Annotated in this window: 13 protein-coding genes and 3 pseudogenes; 8 read left to right on the top strand and 8 right to left on the bottom strand. The window is 70.3% G+C overall.

All coding sequences use genetic code 11. The features are described 5' to 3' along the window. Positions 1–38: 38 nt before the first annotated feature. The 3 genes from ABZ622_RS37985 to ABZ622_RS37975 form a co-directional block, all read right to left on the bottom strand. Entirely contained in the window at positions 39–2,063 is a 2,025-nt protein-coding gene (locus ABZ622_RS37985; RefSeq protein ID WP_360551299.1) for a fructose-specific PTS transporter subunit EIIC, read from the bottom strand. Positions 2,064–2,159: 96 nt separating this feature from the next. Next, positions 2,160–3,107 (bottom strand): 1-phosphofructokinase, encoded by a 948-nt coding sequence (gene pfkB, locus ABZ622_RS37980; RefSeq protein ID WP_360551297.1) that lies wholly within the window; start codon positions 3,105–3,107, stop codon positions 2,160–2,162. Then, positions 3,104–3,865 carry a DeoR/GlpR family DNA-binding transcription regulator gene (locus tag ABZ622_RS37975; RefSeq protein ID WP_360551295.1) on the bottom strand — a complete coding sequence of 254 codons (762 nt, stop codon included), beginning with the start codon at positions 3,863–3,865 and terminating at the stop codon, positions 3,104–3,106. The genes pfkB and ABZ622_RS37975 overlap by 4 nt, the downstream gene beginning before the upstream one ends. 273 nt (positions 3,866–4,138) lie before the next feature. On the opposite strand from ABZ622_RS37975, the gene ABZ622_RS37970 reads away from it, so the two are divergent. The 5 genes from ABZ622_RS37970 to ABZ622_RS37950 all read left to right on the top strand — a co-directional run bounded on the left by ABZ622_RS37970 (position 4,139) and on the right by ABZ622_RS37950 (position 8,568). After that, on the top strand, positions 4,139–4,615 hold the full coding sequence (locus ABZ622_RS37970) for a hypothetical protein (protein ID WP_360551293.1): 477 nt from the start codon (positions 4,139–4,141) through the stop codon (positions 4,613–4,615). Between the two features lie 140 nt (positions 4,616–4,755). Then, positions 4,756–5,493 (top strand): class I SAM-dependent methyltransferase, encoded by a 738-nt coding sequence (locus ABZ622_RS37965; RefSeq protein WP_360551329.1) that lies wholly within the window; start codon positions 4,756–4,758, stop codon positions 5,491–5,493. A gap of 328 nt (positions 5,494–5,821) precedes the next feature. Further along, positions 5,822–6,850 carry a hypothetical protein gene (locus tag ABZ622_RS37960; RefSeq protein WP_360551291.1) on the top strand — a complete coding sequence of 343 codons (1,029 nt, stop codon included), beginning with the start codon at positions 5,822–5,824 and terminating at the stop codon, positions 6,848–6,850. Between the two features lie 268 nt (positions 6,851–7,118). Beyond that, positions 7,119–7,577, top strand: a complete 459-nt coding sequence (locus ABZ622_RS37955; protein WP_360551289.1) for a hypothetical protein — start codon at positions 7,119–7,121, stop codon at positions 7,575–7,577. 361 nt (positions 7,578–7,938) lie between these two features. Next, entirely contained in the window at positions 7,939–8,568 is a 630-nt protein-coding gene (locus tag ABZ622_RS37950) for a MarC family protein (RefSeq protein ID WP_360551287.1), read from the top strand. Between the two features lie 94 nt (positions 8,569–8,662). Here ABZ622_RS37950 and ABZ622_RS37945 read toward each other — a convergent pair. From ABZ622_RS37945 to ABZ622_RS37930, 4 genes and pseudogenes are all read right to left on the bottom strand, one after another. Then, positions 8,663–9,810 (bottom strand): annotated as a pseudogene (locus ABZ622_RS37945) (XdhC/CoxI family protein). After that, positions 9,803–12,046, bottom strand: a complete 2,244-nt coding sequence (locus ABZ622_RS37940; protein ID WP_360551285.1) for a xanthine dehydrogenase family protein molybdopterin-binding subunit — start codon at positions 12,044–12,046, stop codon at positions 9,803–9,805. Before ABZ622_RS37940 ends, ABZ622_RS37945 begins: the two are co-directional and overlap by 8 nt. Further along, on the bottom strand, positions 12,043–13,035 hold the full coding sequence (locus ABZ622_RS37935) for a xanthine dehydrogenase family protein subunit M (RefSeq protein WP_360551283.1): 993 nt from the start codon (positions 13,033–13,035) through the stop codon (positions 12,043–12,045). Before ABZ622_RS37935 ends, ABZ622_RS37940 begins: the two co-directional genes overlap by 4 nt. Beyond that, complete coding sequence (locus ABZ622_RS37930; RefSeq protein ID WP_360551327.1) at positions 13,032–13,580, bottom strand: 2Fe-2S iron-sulfur cluster-binding protein; 549 nt, start codon at positions 13,578–13,580, stop codon at positions 13,032–13,034. Before ABZ622_RS37930 ends, ABZ622_RS37935 begins: the two co-directional genes overlap by 4 nt. Before the next feature lie 261 nt (positions 13,581–13,841). On the opposite strand from ABZ622_RS37930, the gene ABZ622_RS37925 reads away from it, so the two are divergent. The 3 genes and pseudogenes from ABZ622_RS37925 (at position 13,842) to ABZ622_RS37915 (ending at position 15,903) form a co-directional block, all read left to right on the top strand. After that, the gene (locus tag ABZ622_RS37925; protein WP_360551281.1) at positions 13,842–14,540 is read left to right on the top strand and encodes a TetR/AcrR family transcriptional regulator; all 699 of its coding nucleotides are present in this window, start codon (positions 13,842–13,844) and stop codon (positions 14,538–14,540) included. Between the two features lie 112 nt (positions 14,541–14,652). Continuing rightward, positions 14,653–15,203 (top strand): annotated as a pseudogene (locus ABZ622_RS37920) (GrpB family protein). Positions 15,204–15,294: 91 nt separating this feature from the next. Then, positions 15,295–15,903 (top strand): aminoglycoside phosphotransferase family protein, encoded by a 609-nt coding sequence (locus ABZ622_RS37915; RefSeq protein WP_360551279.1) that lies wholly within the window; start codon positions 15,295–15,297, stop codon positions 15,901–15,903. A 357-nt stretch (positions 15,904–16,260) separates the two neighbouring features. Here the strand turns inward: ABZ622_RS37915 and ABZ622_RS37910 are convergent. Next, positions 16,261–17,222: pseudogene (locus ABZ622_RS37910) on the bottom strand (MFS transporter); the annotation flags it as partial. Between the last annotated feature and the right edge of the window lie 88 nt (positions 17,223–17,310).

Below are 17,310 nucleotides of genomic sequence, written 5' to 3'. Positions count from 1 at the left end.
CGTGAGATGGCGACGGAGCGGAGGAATCAGGATTCTTGTCAGGCTGCGACGGAGATCTTGGGCGTTTCGGGTGCCGGGGCGGGTGCCTCCGTGTTCCGGCCCACGCTCTTGAGCAGGACGACCAGGGCGGTCCCAACCGCCGTACCGGCGGCGATGGCCAGCAGGTAGAGGAACGGATTCCCGATGAGCGGCACCACGAAGATGCCACCGTGCGGGGCGCGCAAGGTGCAGTCGAACGCCATCGACAGGGCACCGGTCACCGCGCCGCCCGCCATCACCGACGGGATCACCCGGAGGGGATCGGCCGCCGCGAACGGGATCGCGCCCTCGCTGATGAAGGATGCGCCCAGGACCCAGGCCGCCCGGCCGTTCTCCCGCTCGGTTCTGCTGAACAGCCTGCCCCGTACGGTGGTTGCGAGTGCCATGGCCAGCGGCGGCACCATGCCGGCCGCCATCACCGCGGCCATCACCTTGAGGCTGCCGGGCGTCGGGTCGGCGAGACCGCCGACCGCGAAGGCGTACGCCACCTTGTTGAGCGGGCCGCCCATGTCGAAACACATCATCAGGCCGAGCACGATGCCGAGAATGATCGCGTTGGATCCCGAAAGCCCGTTGAGGCCGTCGGTCAGGGCGCGTTGGAGGGATGCGATCGGCTTGCCGACGACGATGAACATGAGGAAGCCGACGACCGCGGAGGCGATCAGGGGAATCACCAGCACCGGCATGATGCCCCGCAGCGTGGGATGGACCTTCACACGTTGGATCGCCATCACCACCGCACCGGCCAGCAGACCCGCTGCCAGGCCGCCGAGGAAGCCCGCGTTGATGGTGAGCGCGATGGCGCCGCCCACGAAGCCGGGAACGAGCGCGGGCCGGTCGGCCATGCCGTACGCGATGTACCCGGCCAGCACCGGTACCAGGAAGGCGAACGCGGCGGTGCCGATCTGGTTGAGCAGAGCGGCCCAGCTGGCGGCCTCGCTCCAGACGAAGTGCTCCGCGACGGACTTCGCACCGGCTATCTCGTAGCCGCCGATGGCGAACGACAGCGCGATGAGCAGCCCGCCGGCCGCGACGAACGGCACCATGTAACTGACGCCGGACATCAGGTAGGTCCGCAGCCGGACCCCGAAGTGCGCGTGGTCACCACCGGTCGTGGCTCCACCGTCCTGACGGGCGGCGGCGCCGGTCGCCAGGGTGGTGGTCTCGCCGCGTTCGGCCTTCTGCCTGGCTTCGGCGATCAGCTCGGCAGGGCGGTTGATTCCCGCCTTGACCCCGGTGTCGACGATCGGCTTGCCGTCGAACCGTGCCTTCTCGCGTACCTCGACGTCATGTGCCCAGACGACCGCATCGGCGGCGGCGATCAGCGCCGGATCGAGCCGCTCGAACCCGGCGGAGCCCTGCGTCTCGACATCGAGCACCACGCCCTCGGCGCGGGCCGCGGCCGCCAGTGACTCGGCGGCCATGTAGGTGTGCGCGATCCCGGTCGGACATGATGTGACGGCCACGATCCGGAAGGGTTCGGTGGCCGGGGCGACGCTGTCCGGGACAGGGCCGGCCACCGGTGTGCCGTCATTCGAGGCCGAGGCCGAGGCCTTGGGCGCGGACGCCTCGGGCGTCGGGGCCTCCTCGCCACGGATCAGGGCCGCGGCCGCGCCGGGGTCGCGCTCCGCGCGCAGTGCTTCCGTGAACTCCGGGTCCATCAGCCGTCGTGCCAGGGCGGACAGAATGGTGAGGTGATCGTCGTCTGCCCCGGTCGGCGCGGCTATGAGAAAGACCAGATCGGCGGGGCCGTCCGCCGCACCGAAATCGATCCCCGGGCCGCTGCGGCCGAACGCGAGCGTGGGGGCGGTGACATGCTCGCTTCGGCAGTGCGGGATGCCGATCCCGCCGTCCAGACCCGTCGGCATCTGTGCCTCACGGGCCGCGACATCGGCGAGGAAGCCGTCGAGGTCGGTCACCCGGCCCTCGGCGACCATGCGTTCGGCGAGCGACCGGGCGGCCTCCTGCTTCGTCTCGGCGGACAGATCGAGATCGACCAGTGCCGCGGTGATCAGTTCACTCATCGCAGGGCTCCTTGCTCGTGGACCGTCCGATGGGCGGCTCGGGGGATGTTCGGCGCGGCGGGCGCAGATGCAGGCGCGGGCGCGGATGCGCGGCGGTCATGACGTCGGCTCCGTCAGGGACCGGTCCAGCGGGATTTCGGCGGTTGTGGTGACCGCCGACAGATCGAGATCGGCGGGCGTCGGCATGACGCTGCCCGGTAGTTGCACGGCCGCCGCGCCGTGGGCGACCGCCATGGCCAGTGCCGCCTGCCCGCTTCCGCCGGCAGCGAGGAAGCCCGCGAGCGAGGCGTCGCCCGCCCCGACGTTGCTGCGGACCACGTCCACCCGCGCACTCCCGAAGTACGCCCCCGTTCCGTCGACCAGCAACTGCCCGTCGGCCCCGAGGCTCGCCAGAACGGACCTGGCGCCGCGCCCGCGGAGCTCCTCCGCGGCTTTCACGGCATCGCCCACCGTCGCCAACGGGCGGCCCACGGCTCCGGCGAGCTCCTCCGCGTTCGGCTTGATCACATCGGGGCGCTCCGGCAGCGCGGCGGTCAGGGCGGCGCCGGAGGTGTCCAGGGCGATCAGGGCCCCGGCACGGTGACTCCGGGCGACGAGTTCGGCGTACCACTGCGGGGGCAGTCCGCGCGGCAGGCTGCCGCAGCAGGCGATCCAGTCCGTGGCCGCCGACCGGCTCTGTACGGCATCCAGCAGGGCTTCGGCCTCGGCCGCGGTGATTTCCGGGCCCACCGCGTTGACCTTGGTGAGCGTGCCGTCGGGCTCGACGAGGGTGACATTGATCCGGGTGCTGCCGGCGATCGGCACACCGGCCGCCTCGATGCCGTGCTCGCCCAGCAGCCGGTCGAGCAGCGCGCCCTCGGGCCCGCCGAGCGGTGCGACAGCGATCGTACGGTGGCCGGCCGCCGCGACCGCACGCGAGACGTTGATGCCCTTGCCACCGGGGTCCACCCGGTCGTCGGTGGCCCGCAGCACGCAGCCGCGGGTCAGCCGGGGCAGCTCGTACGTCCGGTCGAGGCTCGGATTGGGGGTGACGGTGAGGATCATGCGCGTACTACTTCCGTGCCCTGGCCCTCGATGGCGAGGGCGTCGTCGGAGCCGAGTCCGGTGTCGGTGATGAGCAGGTCGACCTGGGCGAGGTCGCCGAACCGGGCGAAGTGCTCCTGGCCGAACTTGGCGGAGTCGGCCAGCAGCACGACCCGCCGGGCGGCGGAGATCACGGCCCGCTTGACGGCGGCCTCGGCCAGGTCCGGTGTGGTGAGACCGCCCTTCGGCGAGAAGCCGTTGGTGGCGAGGAAGACGACGTCGGCGTTGATCTCACGGTAGGCGTTCAACGCCCAGGCATCGACCGCGGCGCGGGTTCGGGGCCGGACCCGGCCGCCGACGAGATGCAGCGCGATGCCTGGGTGGTCGGCGAGTCGGGCAGCCACCGGAAGGGCATGGGTGACCACGGTGAGGTGGGCGTCGAGCGGAATGACCGCGGCCAGCCGGGCCGCGGTACTGCCCGCGTCGATGATCACGCTGCCGTCGGTGGGGAGCTCACTGATCGCGGCCGTCGCGATGCGTTCCTTCTCGTCGATGGCGACGGCGTCGCGCTCGGCGAGATCGGGCTCGAAGTCCAGCCGCCCGGCCGGGATCGCACCGCCATGGACACGGCGCAGCAGTCCGGCCCGGTCGAGGCTCTTCAGATCACGCCGCACGGTCTCGGCCGTGACCTGGAATTCCTCCGCCAGGGACAGCACATCGACCCGGCCGCTCTCGCGGGCGAGGCGGAGGATCGCTTGCTGCCGCTCCGGTGCATACATGTTGGTTTGAATCCGTTCCGTGCCCGAGTGTGTGGTTTCGCCGTCAGATTACGCCCGTGATTCGGGGATGTAAATAGATTCGGGCATGCGCGGGCCTGAACGGACATGTGAAGCCAGAGCCGGGCAGACCCTGCCGGGCGGCGCCGGAGCGGGTGTGGGAGTACGGATTCGGGCGGATGGCGCCGGTGGCGCAGATCCAGGAGCGACATGCGACGGGTCTCACTGCCCCGGAGTCGGAGCGCCATGTCAGTCACCCTTTGTAGGGTGCGGCGCATGAGTGATGTGTATGAGCTGGCGGTATCGGTCGATCTGCGGGACGAGCTCTCCGAGCCGGAGTTGGCCGAACTGCGCTGGCACCTGGGAATGGGGCCGCGGCCGGAGCGCCTGTCCGTCGTGACCGAGTTCCCGATCGTGGTGGAGGACGAGGCGGGGGAGCCGGTGATCGAGAACGAGCCTCGCCCACTGCTGGCCGGCCGTGGTGCGGCCCGGCGGATCGGCGGTGTGCTCGGCTCGGCGCTCGTCGGGCGCGCGGACCTGCCGTGGAAGGGATGGTCACTCTCCTCCCGGCAGGAAGTCCACCCCGATGATTTCGACAAGGTCGGCGAACTGCTCTGCCGGCTGGCAGAGTGCGTCCACGACACCCACCGGCACGGGGACGATGCCGTTTCGATCGGTCACTTGAGGTTCCATGAATCCCTGACGCCGGAAGTGATCGAGGTGACGAACGGGCGTATCACGTGGCCCGTTTAGCGGGTTCCCCCTGCCGATGCCCCACCAGGGACCGGGGCCGCTGCTCACGAGCGACGGCCGGGCGTCGCCCGTACGTCCACCGCTCGCCGACGGTGCAAACGTGTAGCCGTCCATTGTGGGTCTTGCGTAGCTTCGGCCGCATGGTTGACGAGAGCCGCACGTATCCCCGCTTCGCCGCGATCTACGACGTGCTCGAATCCGATCGGAGTGATCTCGAACCCTACGTCCGCCTCGCCGAGGAGCTGGGGGCACGCCAGGTCCTGGACATCGGCTGTGGGACAGGTGTGCTTGCCCTTCTGCTGGCCGATCGAGGGATCGAGGTCGTGGGCGTGGATCCGGACGCGGCGTCGGTCGATGTGGCCCGGGGCAAGCCGGGCAGCGAACGGGTGCGCTGGGTCCACGGCGATGCGGGGGCACTGGAGCCGCTGCAGGTGGACCTCGTGACCATGACGGCGAACGTGGCCCAGGCCATCGTCGACCCACAGATGTGGCAGATGACTCTCCGGGCGGCGTACGAAGCACTGCGACCCGGCGGAATCCTTGCGTTCGAGACACGGGATCCGGCCCGGCGCGCCTGGGAGGAGTGGAATCGTGAGGCCTCGTACCGCGTCACGGAGATGCCGGGAGCCGGCGCGGTCGAGAGCTGGGTCCAACTGCTCGAAGTGCGTGGGCCGCTGGTGACCTTCCGCGGGACCATCGAGTTCACTGCGGATGGACAGGTGCTGACAGTGGATTCGACGTTGCGATTCCGTGAGCGGCGGGAGGTCGAGGCGGAACTGGTCGCTCACGGATTCGTGGTGGACGACGTTCGCGACGCCCCTGACCGCCCCGGCCGCGAGTTCGTCTTTCTTGCCAGACGTCCCCTGGCCGATTGCTGACCGCCCGCGTCCGTACTGCGCCCCGGGCGCTGTGATCGCGGAGCGGACGACCGGAATCGGCGCGCGGGAGACGAACAACGCTCCCCTGTCGGTCACCGAGCCGTCCCGACAGGGCAACGGAGCCCAGCCCGGGTCGACTCGGGCTGGGCTCCGGATCGAATCCGGCGGATCCGTTCGTGCCCCTCCCGGGCGGACCGCACGGACGGGTGGTGTGATCTGCGCTGCTCAAATTCCGCAGCAGTGCTCATTTCGGTTACGGCGGTTGTCGGGCCCCGGGCCGCGGATGATAGGCAGGGCGCCTGATCGATACGGGGGAGGGCGACGCCCGATGAGGACGATGCGCCGGATCGCGCTGTTCGTGGCGCTGCCACTGGTCCTGCTGCTCGTGGCCGGCTACGGCTGGTACCGCATGAGCGACACCGGCAAGCGGTGGCGGTACGAGGACAGGCTCGCCACGTACTGCGAGGGTCTGATTCCGGCCGTCGAATCCGCCGCCCTGACCTCGAACTCCATCGATCCCGGACTGCCGTGGGACCGCACGGGTGGTGCGGATGACAACCGCTGGGACGAGTGCGGCGTGGCGGACACCCGACTGCTGGTCGCCCTGATCCCGCACGACGCCGTCAGCAACCGCCATGTCTCCGGGGAGCCGCTCTCGATGCTGCGCGACGGGAGTTCCGACCACCTGCCCGTTGCCATCGGCGGTGGCTGGCAGGGTCACACCGACTTCCGTGACACCGGTATCGTGCTCGACTGCACCAACCTGCCCGCCTCCCTCGTGGTGACCGTGAGAGCCGACGAGTCGCACGAGAATGCCGAGGAGACCCGGCGGATCGCCCGACTGGCCGCGGTCACTGCCGAGCGGGCCGCCGAACGGTGGTCGTGCGACGCTCCGCACGGCTCCCGGGTGCCGCCCATCCCCGTACAACCCGACAGCCCGACGCCCGGGAACGCCACCGGCACCTGCGCGGGGGTACCCGACCCCGGCGACGACTCAGTCGACTGGCACCGTGAGACCACCGCCCCCGGCACCGCACTCCTGGAGACCTGTGCACTCGGCGAGACCAAGGCGCGGGACGAGGAACTCTACTGGTTCGGCGCCGCGTTCGGACCATACGCGCAGCGCCTGCGGACCTCCGACGACGGTGACCTCGACGGCTACCGAGGCGACGCGGGCACCGACCGCCACAGCGCCTGGGCGAGCGCCGCATGCGGCAAGGGCCCGCGCGCCCTCTTCACCGTCAACGACACGGAGTACGCGGCCCCGCCGCGCGGCTACCTCCGTACCGCCCTGCGCGCCTTTGCCGAACGGGCGGCACAGCGCCATGGATGCACGGACCTGAAGCTGCCCTCCTGACGGGGTACGGATTGAAGGCCGGCGGTTCGCGTCCCCGGCGAGCTCTTGATGCTCGCCGGGCGCCCCATGCCCGGGAGGCCTGCCCGAACGTGACCGAATTTGGCCGTAGCATGTCAAGAATCATGGCGATGCGCCTTGTTGCTTCAAGGTCGTCGTGTCTCAATGAGGAAGGCAATCCAGGCTGACGGTTCGTCAGAGAATTGCTGCATTCCGGCGCGGCTCCCCGATTCGACGCGCCGGCGGTCCCCCCACATGAAGGGCAATCACCATGAGGCATGGCATACGGCGACTCGCCTTCTGTTCCGCCTTCGCCGCAGGCACGCTCGCACTCGCACCCACGGCCGACGCGGTCACCCCCACCACCGCGACCATTTCCTTCGATTGTGGATCCTACGGCTCGGGCAGCGCGACCCTCACCGCCTCCCAGAGCGGCACGACCGCGACCATCGATGTCTCGACGTCTGCCATCACGGCACCGATCAGCATCGGGGCCAACTCGGTCAAGTCGACGCTCACACTCACCAACAACGGCTCGGGAGCCGTCACGTTCACCGGCAACTCCAACCCCGCCATACCCGCCGGAAGCCCGGTGTCGACGGGGCCGCTCAAGGGGGCCGTGGCTTCGGGCGACAGCCTGGTGGCCACGTCCCTCAAGGTCGTGGTCTTCGGCATCACCGCGACCTGCAACGCGACATCCACGCAGTCGCCCGGACCGTTCGTGTTCTGAGCCGGCCTCCGCGCGCCGAGCGAAGCCTCGGCCGTGACCGAGAGGCTGTGACCGAGGCTGAGGCCGAGGTCGCGGCTGCGTCCGAGGCACGGTCGGCCCGTGTCCCCGCCTGCGGGCGGGTGGCACGGGCCGTCCGCCGTTCGCCGTCCGGCGCTGGGGCCCGCAGGAGTGGAACGCCATGTGCCCCTCGCGACGCTTTCGGCAACCCGAACCGATCCGGGCCAAGCAGCCCAGAGACAACTGAACTCGGCTTCACCGGCAGCGGCGTGCTTCGGTTGCGAAGCGGATCCGGCCCGGGAAGTGAGCGACACCAGCCTCGCCCTGCCACGAGCATCCGGTCTCCGCCGCCTAGATTTCGTAGGTGAACGCGCTCACCTTCTCCGCCGCTCTGATCACCTTCGTCTCGGTCGTCGGGCCGCCCAAGGTTCTGATCTCCTTCGCCCACCTCGCCGAGCTGCACCCGACTCGCCAACTGCGCACCATCGCCTTCATCTCCTGTGGCGCGGCGGTCTTCATCGGTCTGGTGGCCAGCTTGACCGCTCCTTTGCTCCTGGACCTCTTCCACATCAGTACACCGGCGCTCCTGCTCGCCGGCGGCATCATCTTCTTCCTCTACGCCGTCGGTCTCGTCCTGGGGATTCCGACCGGAATGGACGCACCGGACCAGGACACCCCCGATGTGACCAGCGGCCTGCGTCAGCTTCTCGTGCCGTTCGTCGTCAGCCCGCTGGCCATGACAGCACTGCTCATCGAGGCCACAGCACGTTCGTCCTGGACCTGGCGCTCCACGGTGGCCGGTGCGTACGTGGCGGTGATTCTGCTCGACCTCGTCTGCATCCTGCTGCTGGAACGCGTACTGCGCGCCACGCACCATGCGACCTTCGAACTGCTCGGCCGCCTTCTGGGGCTTCTGCTCGCCGCGGTCAGTATCGACCTGGTCCTCGACGGCCTGGCGGAACTCGGTGTCGGGCTGAGCGGGCGCGGCCACTGAGCGGCCTCGTGGGCGCGCTGCCTCGGAGGAGGGCGGTCGGACGTGCCTCGAACGAACTCCGCGACACACCACCGAGCCGCCCGGCCCCGCCGAATCACGCCGCCGCTCGGGAGCGGGTGTCTCCGCCCTCCCCGCCGTCCGCGTCATGGTGGATCGGCGTCCCCGATCCGGTCAGTGGCACACCCGTTCCGCCGCGCCGCGCCGCGACGATCTCCGCAGCGATCGACAGCGCGGTCTCCTCGGGGGTGCGGGCACCGAGATCGAGGCCGATCGGGGAACGCAGACGGGCCAACTCCTGGTTCGTCAGGCCGACTTCACGCAGGCGGCGGTCGCGGTCCTCGTGGGTGCGGCGCGAGCCCATCGCGCCGACGAACGCGACCGGCAGCCGCAGGGCCGCCTCCAGTAGGGGAACGTCGAACTTGGCGTCATGGGTGAGCACACACAGGACGGTCCGTGCATCGGTCGCGGTACGCCGGAGGTAGCGGTGCGGCCAGTCGACCACCAGGTCGTCGGCGTCCGGGAAGCGGAGGCGAGTGGCGAAGACCGGCCGGGCGTCGCACACGGTCACGTGATAGCCCAGGAACTTGCCCGCCCGGACCAACGCCGTCGCGAAGTCCACCGCGCCGAACACGATCATCCGGGGCGGCGGCACCCTCGACTCCACGAACAGCGTCATGCCGCCCGGACAGTGCGAGCCGTCCTCCGCGATCTCGACGGTGCGGTGCGGCCGATGTCCAGCATCGCGCGGGCCTCCGCCGCCGCGGTGCGGTCCAGTTCCGGTGGTCCGTCGAGGCTCCCCTCGTACGATCCGTCCGGGCGGACGAGCAGCGCCCGGCCGAGCAGCTCCACCGGGCCCCGGGCCACCCGGGCGAGCGCCGCGGCCTCTCCCCGGGCCGCGGCCGACGCCCCTGCCCGGAACACCGGTGCGTCCGTGCCCACCGGCGTGACCAGGATGTCGATGACGCCACCACAGGTGAGCCCCACAGCGAAGGCGTCCTCGTCGTCGTAGCCGAACCGTTCGCGCACCGGCCGCCCGTCCCGAAGCGCCCGGACGCACAGGTCGTACACCGCGCCCTCCACACAACCGCCGGAAACGGAGCCGATGGCGGTGCCGTCACCGTCGACGGCCAGGGCAGCGCCCGGACCGCGTGGTGCGCTGCCGCCGACGGCCACGACGGTGGCGACGGCGAAGTCCCGGCCCTCCTCGAACCACCGGCTCAGCTCCTCGGCGATGTCAAGCACCCGGCGCTCCTCCTTCCGCCCCGCCGCCCGGGATTTCGATCTCCGCCGGGCCACTCCGGGATCCTCCCTCGTCCCGGCCACCGGGAATTCCTTCCGCGGTCCGGCGGCGTGCCTCGTCCGCCGCACGCAGGACACGGTCCGGACGGATCGGCAGCTCCCGGTGACGTACCCCGGTCGCATGCCACACCGCGTTGGCGATCGCGGCGGCGACGCCCACGATGCCGATCTCACCGACGCCCTTGATCGCGATCGGATCGCCCGGGACCGGGTCGTCCACCCAGTCGGCCTCGATGAGCGGCACGTCGGCGTGCGCGGCGAAGTGGTAGCCGGCGAGGTCGGGGCCGACGTGGCCGCCCGAGCCCTGATCCCTGACCGCCTCCTCGTGGAGGGCCATGGACAGGCCCCAGATCATTCCGCCGATGAACTGGCTGCGCGCGGTGAGCGGGTTGACGATGGTGCCCGCCGCGTAGATGCCGAGCAGCCGTCGTACGCGCACCTCACCGGTGTCCATGTCCACCGCGACCTCGGCGAACTGCGCACCGAACGAGTGGCGCTCCTTCTGGGAGAGCGCGCCGATCGCCTCCGCCGTGTCCGACCGGGCGGTGATCCCCTCCGGCGGAATCCCGCCTCCCAGGGCCAGACGCTCCCGCAGCTCGTTCGCGGCGATCGTCACGGCCCACGCCCAGGAGCGCGTTCCCATCGAGCCGCCGGCGAGCATCGCCGGGCCGAGGTCGCTGTCCGCGATGCGCACCCGTACGGAGTCCGGATCCACCCCCAGGGTGTCCGCGGCGACCAGAAGCATCGCGGTCCGCGCCCCGGTCCCGACATCCGCCGCGTTGATCCGCACGGTGAAGGTGCCGTCCGGTTCCGCGGTCACGGCCGCTGTGGAGGGACCGACCCCCGAGGGGTACGTGGCCGCCGCCGTACCCGTCCCGATCAGCCGGCGCCCCTCGCGGCGCAGGCCGGGACGGGGATCACGGTCCGCCCAGCCGAACCTGCGGGCGCCCTCCTCGAAACAGGCGAGCACATTGCGGCTGCTGAACGGCAGCCCGGACACCGGGCCGGTCTCGGGTTCGTTGCGTGTGCGGAGCGCGATCGGGTCCACGCCGCACTTCTCGGCCAGCTCGTCGAGGGCCGATTCGAGGGCGAAGGATCCGGGTGCCTCGCCGGGTGCGCGCATCCACGTCGGGGTCGGAACGTCGAGCCGTACCAGCCGGTGAAGGGTGTGATGCGCGTCGGCGTCGTACAGCACACGCCCCAGGACGGCGCTCGACTCGATGAATTCGTACACGGTCGACGTGAGGCTCTGCGCCTGGTGGTCGAGCGCACGCAACCGGCCGTCGGCGTCGGCACCGAGCCGGATCCGCTGCGCCGTGGGGCTGCGGTAGCCGATGAGGGAGAACATCTGGCGGCGAGTCAGTACGACACGGACCGGGCGTTGGAGGACGGTCGTGGCCATCACGGCCGCCACTTGATGCGGGCCCAGCCCCTTCGATCCGAAGGCGCCCCCGACGTGCTCCGACCGCACCCGCACGGATGCCGGATCGAGGGAGAAGAGCTGCGCCAGCTCGTTCGCCACCCAGGTGCTGCCCTGGTTGGAGTCGACGACGTCGAGCCGGCCGCCGTCCCAGCGCGCCGTGGCCGCATGCGGCTCCATCGGGTTGTGGTGCTCCTCCGGAGTGGTGTACTGCTCATCCACGACGAAGGCGGACGCGTCGAGTTGAGCCTCCACGTCCCCCTTCTCCGTCTCCGGCTGGACCATCGGAGTGCTCTCGGGCGTGTAGGCGTCCGGACGGCCGGCACGGAACACGACATCGTGCGGCTCCACGTCGTACTCGACCACCAGAGCCTCGGCGGCCTCCCTGGCCTGCTCCGACGTCTCGGCCACCACCAGCGCCACCGGCCAGCCCGCGAAGGGCACGCGGTCGTGCTGGAACATCCCGACGATCGGGTTCGGCCGCCCCAGCATGCCCATGTAGTCGATGTCGACGCGAGGCGCGTTTCCGTGGTGCAGCACGGTCAGCACTCCGGGCATGGCCAGGACCGGTCCGTCCTCCACCGAGCGGATCCGGCCACGGGGCACGGTGGACAACACCAGCCACCCGTGGGCGAGTTCGGCGAAGGGGACCTCTCCGGCGTAGCGGGCCGCCCCGGTGACCTTCTCGCGGCCCTCCACTCGGGTGCGGACGGAGCCGATGGCTCCGGTCATGGTGGTGGTCCCGGTCGTCGTGGTCATCGGGAGACCTCCTCGGTGAGTTCGGTCAGCACGGCCACGATGAGGTTGCGCATCAGCGTCACCTTGTATCCGTTCCCGGGAAGGGCCTCGGCGGCGGCCAGCTCGGCATCCGCCGCGGCGGCGAACGCCTCCGCGCTCGCCGGCCCGCCGACCAGCACGCGCTCGGCCGCACGGGCCCGCCACGGCATCGAGGCGACAGCCCCGAGCGCGAGACGGACTTCGCGCACGACTCCGTCCTCGACGTCGAGCGCGCCGGCGATCGACCCGATCGCGAAGGCGAACGAGGCGCGCTCGCGCACCTTCCGGTACCGCGAGCGGGCGGCGACCGGGGCGGGCGGCAGCGTGATGCCGGTGATCAGAGCGCCCGGCGGGAGCGCGGTCTCGATGTGCGGTGTGTCGCGCACGGGCGGATAGAACCCGTCGATCGGCAACTCGCCCGGCCCGTCCGCCGTTTCGTACGAGATCACGGCGTCGAAGGCGGCGAGCGCGACCGCCATGTCCGAGGGATGGGTGGCGATGCAGTGCTCGGACGCGCCGAGGATCGCGTGGTTGTGGTGCTCGCCTCCGACAGCGGGACAACCACTGCCGGGGGAACGCTTGTTGCACGGCCTGCTGATATCGGTGAAGTAGCCGCAGCGGGTCCGCTGGAGGAGATTCCCGCCGACCGTGGCCATGTTGCGCAGCTGCCCCGAGGCGCCTGCCAGCACGGCCTGCGTCAACGCCGGGTAGTGACGCCGCACGTGGGGATGGGCCGCGAGGTCGCTGTTGGTGACGGTCGCCCCGATCCGCAGTCCTCCGTCCCGGTCCAACTCGATTCTGTCGAGCGGGAGTTCACGTACGTCGACCAGGAGCGCGGGCCGTTCCACGCCGGTCTTCATGAGGTCCACGAGGTTGGTGCCGCCGCCGAGGAAGCGGGCGTCGGGGTCGGAACCGATCAAGGCGACCGCTCCGGAGACATCGAAGGCTCGTTCGTAGCCGAATTCCCTCACGCCACTGCCTCCTTGTCCTGGACCCCGGCCGCCTGTGCCACTGCCTGCACGATCGATACATAGGCACCGCAGCGGCACAGGTTGCCGCTCATCCGCTCGCGGATCTCCTCGGCACTGAGCGCGGGCACCCCGGCTTCCGGCCGGACATCGTCGGTCGCCGCGCTCGGCCAGCCCGCCGCGTGTTCCTCGATCACCGCGATGGCCGAACAGATCTGCCCGGGTGTGCAGTAACCGCACTGATAGCCGTCGAGGTCGAGAAAAGCCTGCTGGACCGGATGAAGCCGCTCGCCATCGGCCACACCTTCGATGGTGGTGATCGCACGCCCCTCGGCCGCGACCGCCAACTGGAGGCAGGAAACGGCTCGGCGCCCATCGAGCAACACCGTGCAGGCGCCGCATTGACCCAGGTCGCAGCCCTTCTTGGACCCCGTCAGATCGAGATGCTCACGCAGGGCGTCGAGCAGGGTGGTGCGATGGTCGACGGGCAGCGTGTACTTTTCGCCATTGATGTTCAGGGTGATGGCACTGGACGTCGATGGAGTCATGATCAGCCTTCTTTCGCATTGCTGATGCGCGTCGAGCGAGACGATCCCGGTGGACATTACGGGAGGGAGAGGGCGATGAGAATGAATGAACCGATGGCGGTGGGCGCAGGTCAGCCGCACCGGCCGGATCTGCCGCTAGGGTGAGTCCAAGCGGACAGCTGTCCACTTGTCGTCGAACCTAGCGGACAGCTGTCCGCTCAGCAAGGCCGGACTCGGTTGCCCTTTCAGCGAGCCCGGTTGCCCTTTCGGTGAGGAGGAAGAATGCGGGACGAGGTACGGGGCGAGACGCGTGACGAGCAGGGCGCGCCTCTGCGTCCGGACGCGCAACGGAACCGTGAACGCATTCTGGAAGTCGCGATGACGGAACTGACGCGGGCGGCGGACGCGCCGTTGAGCACCATCGCGAAGAAGGCGGGCGTCGGGCAGGGGACGTTCTACCGCAACTTCCCCAACCGCGAGGCCCTCGTCCTGGAGGTGTACCGCTTCGAGATGCAGCAGGTGGCAGACACCGCGGCCCAGCTGCTCAGCACCCGCGCACCCGACCGGGCCCTGAGGGAGTGGATGGACCGGCTGGCCCAGTACGCCATGGCCAAGGCCGGCCTGGCCGACGCGTTGCGCAAGTCCACCAGCAACTTCGGCAGCAGCCTGGCCAAACTGGGGCACGGCCCGGTGACCCGGGCGGTCACACTGCTGCTGACCGCGAACGAGCAGGCCGGCACCATCCGCCCGGGCGTGACCCCCGACGACTTCGTACTCGCCATCGCCGGGCTCTGGCAGATCGACCCGCACAGCGACTGGCAGCCGCGCGCGACGCGCCTCCTGGACCTCGTGATGGACGGGCTGCGGGCGGGAGCCTCCGGTGTGGGAGCTCCTGGTGTGGAAGCCCCCGGAGCGGGAGGACTCGCGACGGATGAGACGGACGCGGGCGGTCCGGGACCGATGGTCCGAGGGGCGGACTGACTCCTCCCGTGGAAGCCGTCTGATTCTGTTCGTTCGTTCCGATCCTGTTCGCTCTTCCGGCTTCCGGCTTCCGGTTTCCGGCGCCCGTGACATCCGTGGGGGTCCAGGCTGGATGCATGCCTTATTCGAGCTGCTGGCCGGGGAGTTGTACAAGGCTCTGGGAAGCGAGGCGCGCGCGATCGACCACATCGGATCCACATCGGTGCCGGGCCTGGCGGCCAAGGACTGTGTGGACGTCCAGGTGCGTGTCGCCGCGATCCAAGAGGCCCGGCAGGTCGGGCTCCTCGCCGCGATCGGCTTCCGTTGCCGGCCCGAGCCGTGGAATCGAGCCGAGATCTCGGGTGGACAGGAATGCCGCAAGTTGGTGTTCGCCCCGCCGGTGGGTGCACGGAGGTGCAACGTACGCCTACGCCGGGAAGGCGAGCCGAACTGCCGTTACGCGCTCCTGTTCCGCGACTACCTGCGTGCCGACGAGGCTGCCCGACGGCAATGGGGGGCGTTCAAAAGACGGCTGGCCCACAGTGTGCCGGACCTGCAGGACGCCGGCAGATCAAGGCCATGGCCACCGAGATCCTGATGATCGCGGCCGAACGCTGGGCAGCGGCAATGGGCTGGCAGCTGCCACCGGGGAGCCCCGCACCGAGCATGTCTCCCGCGACGTGAGCGGACTTCGACGGCACCCGCGCCGGGTTCGAGGAGACCAGTGAGGGGCACCGGTCCGGTTTCGCACTCGGCCGGCGCGTAGGGTGCGGGGATGATCGAGGTACCTGAGACGTTCGCCAGGAGCACGGTCGAGCGAGAGGGCGGGCCCGGAGCGGCTTGGCTCGCCGAACTGCCCGGGATCGTGGAAGAGCTGTTGGGGCGCTGGAAATGCGTGCCGGACGGCGAGGTCATGCACGGGGGCGTCGGGATCATTGTTCCGGTGCAACGGCCGGCGGAGGGAGCGGCCGTGATGAAGGTGTCCTTCCCTCACCCCGGCAACGTCCATGAGCCTGACGCGTTCGCCGCCTGGGGTGGGCGTGGGGCTGTCCGGTTGCACGAACGCGACGACGAGCGCTTCGCGATGCTGCTGGAGCGAGCCCGGACGTCGACGTACGACGGCGGGACGTTGCTCAGGGCGCAGGCACTGACGCTCGTCAGGGCCGACGACCTGCGAAAGGCTCTGTTCCGCGCCCTGCACGTTTTCGCCGAGGCAGCCGAAGTCGATCGTGAACGCGCCCGGCGCTGGGCCCAGTTCCATGCTGTCCAGTCGTCGTTCTGGGGCCGCCGCCACGGATTTCGTAGGGCGAGGACGGGGAATCGACTGGACTGGCTCACGCAATTCGTCGACTCCCTCGCCGAGTTGCTCGTCGATCGCGCATAGCCGGACTGCGCGCGGAGGGATGCGAAGCCGCCTTCCGACCGGCGCGCCCGCCCGCGTCTCCCGATGTCCGACGAGCGGCGGTACAACCGGACGACCGGACGAGCGGTTGAGAGCGACGCGCAGGTCCTGCCAATGTTCCGGAGGACCCTCCGGCGTTCGCTTCTGGACCCGCCGAGCTGCTGTCCCTTCCGTGTGTGCCGCGCCCCGGAGGACGCATTGACACCGTCGCTGCTGAGGTCCGTGACGAGCATGCCCGGCCTCTCGGCACGACGGCAGTGCGAAGCCGAGTATCGCGGGCGGCGGCCCCGTCGGACAGCCGCCGCAGCCCGCGATCCGGGCAGTACGGGGGGCCGCTACTCAGGACGCGCCGTTGCGCAGCTCTGCCAGGGCATCCGTCGTGAGGGGCTGTGGTGTGCTGTCGGGCTCGACGAGAATGACGGTGCAGGCGGCGGCATGAGTGAGCGCGGTGGTGAAACTGCCGTCGGCGAACTGGATGACGGGCCCACGAGGCGAGTGGCCGATGGCCACCGTCCGGGCGTGTACGTCCGCGGCGTGCCGGGCGAGGGCGCGGCCCGCGGCGCGTGGTCACCGACACTGGTGAGGATCTGGCCGGTGGCGACGATGCCGTGGGCGGTGAGCCGGTCGAGATGAGCGGTCACGGCGGCGCGCGCCTGGTCGGCGGTCTCGGTGTCGACGGCCTGCTCCTCGATCACGGCGGCCTGCTGGATGTGGACGACCTCCAGTGGACTGCCGGTGTCGCGAGCCACCAGCGCCGCAGCGTCCACTGTGGCGGAGGCCCGGGCATGGGAGCCCACGGCGACGACGGGAGGCGCATCGGTTGTGGCGGCCGGGCTGCCGACTCGGGTGAGCGACGGCGCGACCGGTTCACTGTCGCCGGTGTGTGCTTCGGCCTTGCGCAGCAGGCCGTGGCCGCTGGCCAGAACGGGGATGGCGAGGAGGAAGGTGGCGGCGCCGAGATAGAACGGGACGCTCCGGTCGGTGGCGTCGGCGAGCTTGCCGGCGATGAAGGGGGCCAGGCCGCCGCCGATGAAGCGCAGGAAGCCGTAGGCGGAGGAGGCGACAGGACGCTCGACGGGGGAGACGAGCATGACGGCCTGGGTGGTGAGGGTGTTGTTGATGCCGATGAAGGCGCCGCTGACGATGACGGCCACGATCACCACGGTGGGCGTGCTGACGTCGGCCGCGATGGCCGCCATCACGATGCCGAGGCCCAACAGGTTGGCGTAGAGCACGGGGGCCGTGCCGTAGCGGCCTTGCAGCCGCGGGGCGACGAAGACACCGAACGCGGCCACCAGGAGTCTCAATGATGAAGTCAAGCCGCTTGCGTGACAGGCGGAGCGGAGGTGAAGACTCGTCCGTCACGCAGCAAGGCCCACAACACGCTGG

It is taken from the genome of Streptomyces sp. NPDC007164, assembly GCF_040634135.1.
Classification (GTDB): Bacteria; Actinomycetota; Actinomycetes; order Streptomycetales; family Streptomycetaceae; genus Streptomyces; species Streptomyces sanglieri.
Note: the sequence above shows the minus strand (reverse complement) of the source record. Positions and strands in the feature narration are given on the sequence as shown.

Coding starts and splice junctions, on each gene's coding strand:
- ABZ622_RS37985 (WP_360551299.1), bottom strand. CDS start 2,063: ATGAGTGAACTGATCACCGCGGCACTGGTCGATCTCGATCTGTCCGCC.
- pfkB (WP_360551297.1), bottom strand. CDS start 3,107: ATGATCCTCACCGTCACCCCCAATCCGAGCCTCGACCGGACGTACGAG.
- ABZ622_RS37975 (WP_360551295.1), bottom strand. CDS start 3,865: ATGTATGCACCGGAGCGGCAGCAAGCGATCCTCCGCCTCGCCCGCGAG.
- ABZ622_RS37970 (WP_360551293.1), top strand. CDS start 4,139: ATGAGTGATGTGTATGAGCTGGCGGTATCGGTCGATCTGCGGGACGAG.
- ABZ622_RS37965 (WP_360551329.1), top strand. CDS start 4,756: ATGGTTGACGAGAGCCGCACGTATCCCCGCTTCGCCGCGATCTACGAC.
- ABZ622_RS37960 (WP_360551291.1), top strand. CDS start 5,822: ATGAGGACGATGCGCCGGATCGCGCTGTTCGTGGCGCTGCCACTGGTC.
- ABZ622_RS37955 (WP_360551289.1), top strand. CDS start 7,119: ATGAGGCATGGCATACGGCGACTCGCCTTCTGTTCCGCCTTCGCCGCA.
- ABZ622_RS37940 (WP_360551285.1), bottom strand. CDS start 12,046: ATGACCACGACGACCGGGACCACCACCATGACCGGAGCCATCGGCTCC.
- ABZ622_RS37930 (WP_360551327.1), bottom strand. CDS start 13,580: ATGACTCCATCGACGTCCAGTGCCATCACCCTGAACATCAATGGCGAA.
- ABZ622_RS37925 (WP_360551281.1), top strand. CDS start 13,842: ATGCGGGACGAGGTACGGGGCGAGACGCGTGACGAGCAGGGCGCGCCT.
- ABZ622_RS37915 (WP_360551279.1), top strand. CDS start 15,295: ATGATCGAGGTACCTGAGACGTTCGCCAGGAGCACGGTCGAGCGAGAG.